We start from the raw sequence: 10,920 nt of genomic DNA on the forward strand, positions 1-10,920 counted from the left end.
ACCGGCCGGTTCAGCCCAGCGGTTCGCCCTGCGCGGTGGGCAGCCCCAGGGCACGCCGTACGGCCAACTCGGTCTCGGGGTTGGCGTGCTGCTCGGCCCGAGTCAGCCGCTCGAACAGCGCGTCCGGGCTGGCCGCGTTGCCGAGGTCACGCCAGAGCGGTTCGGCGGCCTCCGCCTCCAGCACGAGCCGGTCCATCGCCGGCTGCACCGGAGCTGGCCAGGGGCCGAGCCTCAGTCGCTGCCTCCGCTCCGACTGCTCCATCACCACCCTCGTCGCCGCGTCACCCAGCTCCGTCATGGGGGCGGTACGGCCCAGGGCCCTGACCCGCTCGATCTCCTCCCTGGCCTCCCTGATCGCGAGCAGGAAGCGCAGCTGTTCGGCGTCCACGGTCGCCGCGTTCATCTTCAACGGCCGGTCGAACGTGCCGTTCCCACCGGCGAGAAAGCAGGCGATCGAGCCACGGGACTGGGTCCATTCGGATTCGCGGGGCAGGAACCAGCGCAGGTGGGTGCCGGCCGGCAACGAGAGCGGATCGAGTACGTAGTCGCGTCCGAGTGTCGGGCACCAGGTCTCGGCCCGCCGAGTGAGCGTGTCGGCGCCCGGGTAGGCGCCCAGGAACTCCGGCGGGTGCTTCTCCATCGGGTCGTCGTAGTGGCCCGGTGCCTGCCCGACGAACTCGGCGTTGTGCGGCTGCGTGCACTCGATCACCGTGAACGAGTCGCTGATGAACGGCGTACCCGGTCCGGGTTCGTCGAGGTTCAGGCAGTCGCCGGACCGGAGGTCGTGGATGGCGTTGACCCGGTCGGCCGTCTGTAGGAACACGACCAGGCCCACGGCGGCGACGATCATCCAGACGCCCAGCAGTGACAGGCCGGCGATGGCGAGCCCCTTGCCCCGACGACCGGTCCGCCCGATGTCGCGCAGCGCGATGATCCCGAAAACGAGGCCGAGCAGCCCGCCGAGCAGGCCGAACACGAAAGCGAGGACCGCGAACCCACTCAGCCTGGTGTTCTGCGGCGCAGGGCCGGTCAGACCCGGAAGCCGTCGATGGACCAGGTCCGGATCGTCGAACGGGTGCTCCCACGTATCCCAGTCGATGGTCGATCGGTCGGATGGCCGCCCTGCGGGCACCGCCTGCTCCGGACCGGGTGCCTCGGGTGGTGCCGGATCGGTTCCGTCGGCGGTCATCCCGCATTCCTCCCCCGTACGTGCTTTCGAGCGGAGGGAGCCTATGCGATCCTCGCCTCGTCCACGGGGCACATCCGGGACGGTTCCGGTGCGGGAAGCCGGGAACGGGCAACCCGCACCGGACGATCGTCACCGGATGACGGCCGACCAACCGGGCCGGACCGGCCCCGGCAGCTCCGACACCCCGGCACCGCGTTGCGCGTACGTCGGGGTCGGTGTCGGGGCGGCGGCGCAGGTCGCGCCGGGCGGCGGGAGCTGACGGTCGACCAGGTACCGGTCGACGAAGGCGGTGGTGCACGGCGTACCGGGGTAGACCCCGTGACCCGCACCCTCGAAGCTGACCAGTCGACCGTGCCGCCCCAACTGGTCCGCCACGCCCACCGCCCACTCGTACGGGGTGACCGGGTCGTGGAACGAGTTGACGATCAGCAGGGGCAGCTCGGTGCGTACCCGGAGCCGGTGCTGCGGGTTGCCCACCTCACCCTTCCAGCCGAGACAAACTCCGAGGGCGGTGAGGGCCGGTGCCGAGGCCCGCATGTTCGGTGCGACCTCCCGGGCCAGTTCGACGTACCGGCGGAACTGGGACAGCCCGTCGACCGGCAACGCCCAGTCCTGGCAGAACACCGGCATCGGATACTCGACCAACTCGTCGGCGGCGGTTTTCCCTCGCTCCGATGCCGCCGGGGCGGGCGCGTTGTCGATCATGGCGGCGAGCAGGTTGGCGAGGTCCGCCCATGCCGGCAGGTAGAACGTGCCGAGGGTCCGGCGACTGAGGTCCAACCAGGTCAGACCGGCGCCGGTGTCCGGGTCGACCAGGGTGCCGGCCTCCGCTCGCCGCATCAACTCCGCGAAGATCCCGGGTACGTCCCGACCGTGCAAAGCACAGCTCGTGTCCCGGTCGCACCAGGCCACGAACTGCTCGAAGGAGTGCTCCGCCCCGACCGACTCGGTACGGATGAACGCCCCGGTCCCGAGGCTGTGGTCCATGGTGCTGTCCATCACCAGCGCCCGTACCCGCTGCGGATGACGCTCGGCGTACATCTGGCCCATCAGGGTGCCGTAGGAGGCACCGTTGTAGCTGATCTGCCGTACGCCGAGGGCGGCCCGGATCGCGTCGATGTCGTCCGCCACGTTGACCGCGTCGACATGGTCGAACAGTGGGCCGGTGTTCGCCCGGCAGTTGTCGTACAGCCGATGGTTGTACGCGACCAGCGCCCTGTACTCCGCCTGGTCCGCCGGTACGGGAAAGGGTTGCTCGCCGAGCAGCGCGAGGGAGCAGCGGATCGGGTTGCTGCGGGCGACACCCCGGGGGTCGAAGCCGATCATGTCGAACCGTTCCCGGATCTCCGGGCTGCCGTAGCGCTCGGGGCGCTCGATCACCGCGTTGACACCGGAGCCGCCCGGCCCACCGGGGTTGATCAGCAGCGGGCCGATCCGCCTGGCCGCCGGGCCGGTGGCGGCCCGCTTGGCGAGCGCCAGCGGGAAGGTCGCGCCGTGCGGACGGGACCAGTCGACGGGCAGGACGAGGGTGGCGCAGCGCAGGCCGTCGTCGTTCGGCAGGTCGGCACACGGTTGCCAGTCGAGTGCGGGCGGACGCCAACCGTTCGTGGTCGTGTCGGCCCCGGCCGTCCCGCTGGCCGCCGCCCCAGCGGGTGCGGCGGTGGCGCCGAGCAGGAGGACGAGGGCGGCCGAGAAACCGACCGTGGTACGGATTGCTCTTCGCATGACGCGACAGCTCCAATCGATGGACGTGCCGCCCAGTCGAGCATGGACCGAAGCTGTGCTGAAGGCTCGGCGGAGCATGCCAGGGGGATCTCCGGGATGTCCCCGACCGACCGATCCGGCGATTGACCCGAGCCGGTACCGGCCGGAAGGGACATTCACGGGGTGAGCAAACTTCCCGGGGGCGGCAGCGTCGTAATGGCGGAGGTGGGCCGTGGACCAGGGTTCCGAGCACGAGTTCACCGCGTTCGTCAGCGAACGTGGTGCGGCTCTGCTGCGGGTCGCGTACGCCCTCGCCGGTGACCAGTACGCCGCCGAGGATCTGTTACAGGACGCGCTGGCCAAGGCGTACGCGCGCTGGCCGAAGATCCGCGGCGACGCCGAGCCGTACGTGCGCCGGATCCTCTACAACGACCAGGTCTCCGGTTGGCGGCGGCGGAAACGGAGACCGGAGGTGCCGCTCGGCGTCACCCCGGAACCGGTGGCCGACGGCGACACCGCCGACGACACCGTGTTGCAGATGATGCTGCGGGACGCGCTGCGGATGCTGCCACCCCGGCAGCGTGCGGTCCTGGTGCTGCGATACCTCGAAGACCTCAGTGTGGAACAGACCGCCGCGCTGCTCGGCTGCCGGGTCGGCACGGTGGCGAGCCAGTCGTCGCGGGCCCTGAGCAAGCTGCGTGACCTGGTTCCCGACTTCGCCAACCTGGCCGAGCGGAACAACCCGGAGCAACGGTACGAGCAGACCGAGCGGGATGAACCTCAGACCCGTTGGGAGACGGCGCGATGAGCCACGCGACTGACGAGGCCCTGCGTCGGGCCGTACACGGACTGGCCGGTGAAGCCCGCGCCGCGACCGACCTGGCACCGCTCGCGATGGCCCGGGGCCGGCGGGTACGGCGCCAGCGTCGCATCGTCGGCGCTGCCGCGGCGGTGGTCGCGATCGCGGTGATCGCGTCACCCTTCGTCTGGCTGCGCCCCGGTCCGGAGGTACGTCCCATCGGACCGCACCTCATCGTCCCCACCTCCGGTGACCCGACCGGACCCTCGGCGTCGCCGACGCCCTCGACCGTGCAGGCGGCGGGCAGCGCCTGGTGGAGCAGGCCGCTGCAACTCAGCGGTAGCTGGATCGTCACCGGGGCGACCACCACCGGAACCCCGCGCCAGCCCGCCTACGTCCTCGACCGCACCCGGAACTCCTACGTCGGCTACACCGCCTACGACGAGGTGTGGGCGGCGCCGAGCGGCAACCTCGCCGCTGTCTACGACTACAACCGGCCGGGTGAGACCGGGTTGCTGAACGTGGCGACCGGTGCGGTCAGGTGGGTCCGGACCGGGAGCCACGTGATGACCGCGAAGTGGTCGCCGGACGGCAGCAAGGTGCTGCTGACGAACATCAACATGCAGGCGGGCGGCGGCTATACCGCGATCATCGTGACCGTCGCGGACAGAAAGGTCCGCGAGTTCTCGGCGAGCGCGGCAACGTACCTCTGCACCGACTACTGCCAGTTCACCTGGATGCCGGACGGCAAGGAGGTGGTGCTTGCGCAGACGGATCCGGCCGCGCCGAACTCGGAGAAGACCCGTGCCGCGCGACGTGGGCTACAGCTTTTCTCGGCCGACACCGGCAAGCCGACGCGGTTCCTGCCGATCAGGGGGGATGTGGTCGGGGCGTACCCGTGGTCGCCGGACGGGCGGTTGGTTGTCGTCCAGGGACAGCAGGATCCGCAGCTCGTCGACGCCACCACCGGGGCGGTGCTCGGAGTACTGCCCAGCGCGGACGCGTTCTGGACCGCCGACGACCGGTTGATGTTCGTCGAGGATCGCGCGGGATACCCGAGCGCGATCGAGATGGACCTGCAGGGCAGGGAGTTCGCGCAGTTCTCGCTTCCGCCCGAACTGCTCGGCCGGCAGATCTCGGTGGCATCCGGCTGACCCTCGCCCTCCGGACGCGATACGTGTAGCAGAGCGGTACCGGCGGGCACCGGGAACATGAAACCATCGGCCGGCGTCCTCAATGCGCTGACCAGGGGTTATCGGCCACTAACATGCCCCTGACACCCGTTACCGAGCCTCCCGGGCCGCGCCCCCTCCGCGCCCGGGGTCCGCCGCCGGCACGGGACGGGCCTGGAGGGGTGCGCGCGATGACACGACTGGACAGCCGACCGGAGCCGAAGACCGACATCCGGGCCGGTTACCGCGGTGACATCGAGGGACTGCGCGCGGTCGCGGTCGTACTCGTGTTGTTGTCGCACGCGGGCCGGGACGTCCTCCCCGGCGGCTTCGTCGGGGTGGACGTCTTTTTTGTCATCTCCGGCTTCCTGATCACCGGGCTGCTGGTCGAGGAGTTGGAGCGCACCGGCAGGATCTCGCTGACCGGCTTCTACGCCCGGCGGGCGAAGCGGCTGCTTCCCGCCGCAGGGCTGGTGCTCGGCACGAGCCTGTTGCTGACCCTGTTCTTCCTGCCGAGGACCCGGTGGGCGGACACCGGCTGGGACGTGGTCGCCAGCGGGCTCTACGTGATGAACTGGCGGCTGGCCGAGCAGGCCGTCGACTACCTCGCGGTCGGGGACGCGCCGAGCATCCTCCAGCACTACTGGTCGCTCGCGGTCGAGGAGCAGTTCTACCTGGTCTGGCCGCTGCTGCTGATCCTGGTCGGCTGGTCGGGCCGGCGCCGACGCCGCGCCACCAGGGTCGACACCCCCGGCCGTACGGGCGTCAGCCGGCGCAGGTGGTTCCTGCTCGCCCTCGCCCTGATCGGGGTGCCGTCGTTCGCCTGGTCGGCCTACCTGACCTCGTCCGACCCGTCCCGCGCCTACTTCGTCACCACCACCCGGATGTGGGAACTCGCCCTCGGTGGTGGCCTGGCCCTGCTGAGTTTCCGGCTGTCCCGGCTGCCCCGGACGGTCGCCGCCGGGCTCGGCTGGGCCGGGTTGGCGGCGATCGTCGTCGCCGCACTCTGGATCACCCCGAGCATGGCCTTCCCCGGTTACCTGGCCGTGCTGCCCACCTTCGGTGCCGCCGCCGTGATCGCCGCCGGGACCGCCGGCCGTACCGGTCCCGAACTGGTGCTCGGCCTGCGCCCGGTACGCGCGATCGGCGCCCTGTCCTACTCGCTCTACCTGTGGCACTGGCCGCTCCTGGTGGCGGCGCAGGCCCGGTTCGGTGAGTTGAGCGTGGCGGCGGGACTCACGGTTGTGTTCCTCTCCGCGCTCCCGGCCTGGGCGACGTACCACTACCTGGAGAACCCGGTACGGCGGTCGAAGCGGCTGGCGTTCTATCCCGTACGGGCGCTGCGGCTGGGGTTGTTCTTCACCGCCGTACCGGTGCTGGCCGGGCTGCTGTTCCAGTTCACCGTCTGGCCGCCACCGCGCCCGGCGCCGGTGACCGACACGATCCCCTGGGCCGGGCCCTCGTCCGGCTCCTCGGTGCCGGTGAGGTCCGGACCGTCGGGTGCGGCGATTCTGGGTGACACGCCCCGGACCAGCAGGGACGGGGTGCCGGTGGACAAGGTGGACGCCATCGTCCCGGATCCGCTCGCCGCCAAGGACGACCTGCCCGATGTCTACCCCGACAGGTGTTTCTCCGAGGGGACCAGGACCGAGATCGTGACCTGCGTGTACGGCGACCGGGGGGCCGACTTCACGGTGGCGGTGGTGGGGGACTCGCACGCCGGCAACTGGATCCCGGCGTTGCAGGCGGTCGCCACCGAGCGGAAGTGGCGGCTGGTGACGTACCTGAAGCAGTCGTGTCCGTTCCTCGACCTGGAGATCTCGGTGCTGTCGCGTACCCAGCCGGCGTGTGCCGAGTGGAACCGCAACGTACGCGCGGAGCTGACCGGGACGGCCCGGCCCGACCTGCTGTTGACCAGTGGCGCGTTCTACGTCCCGATCCGTGGCGACGCCCTGCTCAACGGCGCCGACGGGTACCACGCCACGGTCGAGGCGATGCGCCGGACCTGGACCGCGATGACCGACGCGGGAATCCGTACGGTGGTCCTGCGCGACACCCCGCACCTGAACGTACGCGTCGCCGAGTGTGTGTCGGCGAACCGGACCAGGCTGACGAGGTGCACCGCGCCCAGGGAGCTTGCCGTGACGGCCAGCGCCGGTCCGGCCCAGGCGGAGGCGGTCGGGGGACTGTCCGGGGTGCGGCTGGTCGACCTGACCGACGCGATCTGCCCGGCCGACCGGTGTGCCCCGGTGATCGGCGGGGTGCTGGTCTACCGGGACAGCAGCCACCTGACCGCCACCTACGCCCGGAGTCTCACCCCACGGGTGGGCGCCGCACTCGACACGCTGCTCAACTGAGATCGCCGGGGGATCGTCAGGCGACCGGCGGGAAGATCGCTTCGATCAGGTGCGGTCCGGGTTCGCGCAGTGCGCGGGAGAACTGCTCGGCGAGTTCCTCGGCGGTGGTCGCCCGGCTGGCCGGCACCCCGAAGCCCTCGGCAAGTTTGACGTAGTCGATCGTCGGCCCGGTGAGGTCGAAGAGGCTGTTGGACTCCGGGTCGACGTCCGCGCCGACCAGGTGCTGCCACTCCTCGCGGAGGATGGCGTAGGAGCGGTTGTTCAGGATCACGTTGGTGATGTCGAGGTTCTCCCGCGCCTGGGTCCAGAGGGCGGAGAGGGTGTAGATCGCGCACCCGTCGCTCTCCAGGGTCACCACCGGGCGGTCCGGGGCGGCGATCGCGGCGCCGATCGCCAACGGCATCCCCTCGCCCATCGCGCCGCCGCACTGGGTCAGCACGTCGTGCCGTGGCGCGCCGACGGTGGCGGCGGCCAGCGCGCTCCGGGAGCTGATCGTCTCGTCGATCACGATCGCCCGCTCGGGCAGCAGCGCGCCGACCACGTCGGCCCAGTTGGCGGCGGTGAGCGCTCCGGTCGGCAGCGGCGGTCGGGCCGGAGCCGGCAACTCGGGTTGACTGGCCGGGTCGAGCAGGTCGGCGAGGGCGGTCAGCGCGGCGACCGCGTCCTGACCCACCTCGGCCAGGACCTGGGTGTTCGCCCCCGGTGGGACCAGACAACTCGGTTGGCCTGGGTAGGCGAAGAACGACACCGGCACCTTCGTGCCCGCGACGATCACCTGCTCGACCCCGTCGAGTTGCGCCGCCACCTGCTCCGGGTAGGACGCCAACCGGTCGAACGACGGGACCCCGGCACCGTGCTCCAACCGTGGCGTGTACGTCTCCAACAGCACCTTCACCCCGGTACTGGCGGCGATCCGGCCGGCGGCACGCAGCCCCGCCTCCCGCCCCGCCGGTCCGCCGACGACCAGGACGGAGCGGTCGCCGCCGCGCAGCACCGTGCAGATCCGGGCGATCACCGCCGGGTCGACGGTCGGCACCGGTCGCGCCGGGATCGGCTCGCCGACCAGACCGCCGTCGCTCCAGGAGACGTCCGCCGGCATGATCAGCGTGGCGATCTGTCCCGGCGATTCGAGCGCCTCGGCGTACGCGGACGCGGCGTCGGGACCGGCGCCGGCCGGGTTCTCGGGGCGCCGGACCGGGCCACGGAGCGTACCGGCGACGGCGGCGATGTCGGACTCCAACGGCGGGTCCTGCACCTTGTGCCGGCTGGGGTGGTCGCCGACGATGTTCACCACGGGCGAGTTGGCCCGGCGGGTGTTGTGCAGGTTCGCCATCCCGTGCCCTAGACCGGGTCCGAGGTGCAGCAGGGTCGCGGCGGGTTTGCCGGCCATCCGGGCGTACCCGTCGGCGGCGCCGGTGACGACGCCCTCGAACAGGCCGAGTACGGGCCGTACCTCGGGGACCGTGTCCAGTGCCCGGACCAGGTGCAGTTCGGTCGTGCCGGGGTTGGTGAAGCAGACCTCGATCCCCGACCCGGCGAGCGTACGCAGCACCGCTTCCGCACCGTTCACGAGCATCACCTCCCGGTTACCTCCCGTCACCGGACACTAGCCGTCGCGAACGCGCCGCGGGCAGACATCGAAACCTGTTGCCGACCAGGGGTGATGCGACCGGGTACGGAACCGGGCGGCCGGGTGGTGGGGACGACACGCGGCGTTCCGGTGGCGGCCACCCCGAATTGATCATGACGTCGGGTGGCCTTCGTAGCGTCCGTGATCATGACTGTCCTTTCCGCATCATCACCGCTGCGCCGGGCCGCGACGGGGCTGCACGCCACGCGTACCCGCGCTGCCGCCGCGCTCGCCGCGCTCGCGGTCACCGGTGGCGCCGCCGTGGCCGTCACCGCCTCGTCGCCCGCCGCCGCCGAACCGGGCAACGTTGTCGTCTCGGAGAACTTCTCCTCCGGATCCCTGCCCGCGGGCTGGAACGCGGTCGACGGTGCCTGGAAGGTCGAGAACGGTCGGCTGTACGGCACCTCCGCCAGTTCGGCCGACAACAACAAGATCACTTTTGGGCGGCACCTGAACGACTTCCGGTTCGAGGCGACCATGCGCTTCGAGACGGTGTCGGCCGCCACCCGCTGGGCCTCGCTCGGCCTGGACGTCCCCGCCGACGGCGCCACCCCGTGGTGGATCGCCACCATGCGCAGCGGCACCACCGCCGCCAACGGGCTCGAGTTCGCCCAGCGGACCACCGCCAACACCTGGGTCGTGCCGAACACCGCCTCCGCCCCGTACGCCGCCGGCACCGGCCGGGACATCCGGGTCGCCGTCGAGGTGCACGGCAACCAGGCCCGCTGGATCTTCGACGGGCGTGAGGCGATGCGTACCAACAGTCTTCAGCGTTCCGCCGACGGCATCCAGGCGCTGTTCGTCAACGGCGCCACCGTCTCGTACGACGACGTCACCGTCACCGAGCTGCCGCCGAACGGCTACATCCGCCCCGAGGGCAGCCCGTTCACGGTCATCGCCCACCGTGGCGCGTCGGCCGCCGCACCGGAGAACACCCTGGTCGCGCAGGAGATCGCCCGCAAGGGCGGCGCCGACTGGATCGAGAACGACGTGCAGCCGAGCAAGGACGGCGTCCCGTTCATCCTGCACGACGACACCGTCGACCGGACCACCGACGGCACCGGCAAGATCCGGGACCTGACCGCCGAGCAGATCAAGGCCCTCGACGCCGGCTCCTGGTTCGGCCCCCAGTACGTCGGCGAGCGGGTGCCGACCCTCGCCGAGCAACTCGCCGACCTGCGTACGCGTGGCGGGAGCCTGCTCCTGGAGATCAAGGGCAAGCACACGAAGGACGAGGTCGCCACGATCATCCAGGTGATCCGGGACGAGCAGATGATGAGCCGGGTCTTCGTCCAGAGCTTCGAGGTCGACGCCCTCCAGTACACCTACGAACTCGCCCCCGAGTTGCCGCTCGGCCTGCTCCGCAGCAGCCTCGACGCCGACCCGGTGGCGATCTCGAAGCAGCTCCACCTGACCGCGTACAACCCGGACGGCAACGCGCTGCTCGCCAAGCCGGAGTTCATCGCCCCGCTGCACGCCGCCGGGGTCGCCGTGATGGCGTGGACGATGGACTCCGCCGGCCTCTGGCAGCGGCTGGAGCGGGCCGGCACCGACGCGATCATCACCAACCGGGCGTCCGAACTGGTCGGTTGGAACTCCGCGTTCATGCAGCGCGCCTCCGGTGACCCGACCGTGGCGATCACCTCGCCGGCCGACGGGGCGCGCCTCGACCGGGCGCAGTCCCCGGTGATCGCGGTCGCCGCGACCAACTCCGACACCGTCACCGTCACCCTCGACGGCAAGAAGTCGGCCGCCGGGCGCAAGCTCGACCTGGCCAAGCTCACCGCCGGCAAGCACACCATCAACACCGTGGTCACCGGGCCGGAGGGCACCGCGACCGCGACCGGCACCTTCACCGTGACGGTGAGCCAGGCCGGGCTCGGTTACCTCATCCTCACCTCGGCCGCCGACCCGGCCGCGATCGGCACGATGACCGCCAAGCTGGTCGACGGAAAGTACGCCGAACTCGCCAGCTACGTCGACCGCCAGGCAGGCAAGCTCGTACCGGCCGAGGTGGCCGGCGTGATCGCCGCCGACGCCCGCACCCTCGCCCTGAAGTAGCGAGCCCC

7 protein-coding genes are annotated in these 10,920 nt (G+C 71.1%); 4 read left to right on the plus strand and 3 right to left on the minus strand.

From position 1 onward, the window contains the following. Positions 1-10 precede the first annotated feature (10 nt). Both OIE47_RS17015 and OIE47_RS17020 read right to left on the minus strand, forming a co-directional pair. Complete coding sequence (locus OIE47_RS17015) at positions 11-1,189, minus strand: DUF4190 domain-containing protein (RefSeq protein ID WP_326562453.1); 1,179 nt, start codon at positions 1,187-1,189, stop codon at positions 11-13. A gap of 129 nt (positions 1,190-1,318) precedes the next feature. Continuing rightward, positions 1,319-2,914: an alpha/beta hydrolase gene (locus OIE47_RS17020; RefSeq protein ID WP_326562454.1), complete on the minus strand. Its 1,596-nt coding sequence runs from the start codon at positions 2,912-2,914 to the stop codon at positions 1,319-1,321. Positions 2,915-3,125: 211 nt separating this feature from the next. On the opposite strand from OIE47_RS17020, the gene OIE47_RS17025 reads away from it, so the two are divergent. The 3 genes from OIE47_RS17025 to OIE47_RS17035 all read left to right on the plus strand — a co-directional run bounded on the left by OIE47_RS17025 (position 3,126) and on the right by OIE47_RS17035 (position 7,221). Next, the gene (locus tag OIE47_RS17025; protein WP_326562455.1) at positions 3,126-3,701 is read left to right on the plus strand and encodes a SigE family RNA polymerase sigma factor; all 576 of its coding nucleotides are present in this window, start codon (positions 3,126-3,128) and stop codon (positions 3,699-3,701) included. Next, positions 3,698-4,846, plus strand: coding sequence for a hypothetical protein (locus OIE47_RS17030; RefSeq protein WP_326562456.1), 1,149 nt, complete (start codon positions 3,698-3,700; stop codon positions 4,844-4,846). Before OIE47_RS17025 ends, OIE47_RS17030 begins: the two co-directional genes overlap by 4 nt. Positions 4,847-5,055: 209 nt before the next feature. Next, positions 5,056-7,221, plus strand: coding sequence for an acyltransferase family protein (locus OIE47_RS17035; protein ID WP_326562457.1), 2,166 nt, complete (start codon positions 5,056-5,058; stop codon positions 7,219-7,221). Between the two features lie 16 nt (positions 7,222-7,237). Here the strand turns inward: OIE47_RS17035 and OIE47_RS17040 are convergent, their stop codons facing one another. Continuing rightward, a complete protein-coding gene (locus OIE47_RS17040) occupies positions 7,238-8,791 on the minus strand; it encodes an acetolactate synthase large subunit (RefSeq protein WP_442792113.1) in 1,554 nt (517 codons plus the stop codon). A 207-nt stretch (positions 8,792-8,998) separates the two neighbouring features. Between OIE47_RS17040 and OIE47_RS17045 the strand changes: the two genes are divergently transcribed. After that, positions 8,999-10,912 carry a glycerophosphodiester phosphodiesterase gene (locus OIE47_RS17045; RefSeq protein ID WP_326562458.1) on the plus strand — a complete coding sequence of 638 codons (1,914 nt, stop codon included), beginning with the start codon at positions 8,999-9,001 and terminating at the stop codon, positions 10,910-10,912. Positions 10,913-10,920 lie beyond the last annotated feature (8 nt).

The organism is Micromonospora sp. NBC_01796, assembly GCF_035917455.1.
Classification (GTDB): domain Bacteria; phylum Actinomycetota; class Actinomycetes; order Mycobacteriales; family Micromonosporaceae; genus Micromonospora_G.